Annotated in this window: 2 protein-coding genes; one reads left to right on the top strand and one right to left on the bottom strand. The window is 39.3% G+C overall.

What is annotated here, in order from left to right; genetic code table 11:
• Nucleotides 1-150, top strand: a 150-nt coding sequence (locus KIV40_RS29375) for a DUF406 family protein (RefSeq protein WP_285352768.1), incomplete at its 5' end; no start/stop codon positions are given.
• A 33-nt stretch (nucleotides 151-183) separates the two neighbouring features.
• Here the strand turns inward: KIV40_RS29375 and KIV40_RS29370 are convergent.
• Nucleotides 184-453, bottom strand: a complete 270-nt coding sequence (locus KIV40_RS29370; protein WP_285352767.1) for a DUF1496 domain-containing protein — start codon at nucleotides 451-453, stop codon at nucleotides 184-186.
• Nucleotides 454-544: the final 91 nt, after the last annotated feature.

Raw genomic sequence — 544 nt, 5'->3', positions numbered from 1 at the left:
ATTGATTTAGCTAAGCAAGTTTCTAGCAATGTTGAGTTTGAATCAACAGAGCTTACTGGAGAGAGCAACGAACTTCGTACACGCTTCAAGTTCGAAGTTAGCGCAGAGAAAATCATCTTTGAGCTGAAGACTCGCTCAATCGCACGATAACACGCGCCACACTATTTGATTAAGACGAGTCTATTACTCGTCTTTTTTTTCGAGCGTTTTCCACGACAACGCACCGTTTGTCTCAAAATCATTCAGCTCCGCACATTGAATCACAACACCTGATATTTCGAGTACAGCGCCTAGGCTGTATGCATTGTCGTCATGATAACAAACTCTTGGGTGCGTGTTCTTTTGTGAAACAACGACCGCTTTTTTTGCCGGAACCGAAATAATATTGTTGGCATAAACGTTTGCGTTATTTCCAAATAGACCGAAAATCACTGTCAAAGATATGACTTTAATTGCATTTAATCTTTTCACTTATATTTCGCTCGCTTTTATATTGGCTATATTTAACAATTATCGGCGATATTTCTGGGCTCGTATTCAATTT

The sequence above is a fragment of the Vibrio sp. D173a genome, from assembly GCF_030248475.1.
This window is presented reverse-complemented; position numbering and strand designations above follow the sequence as displayed.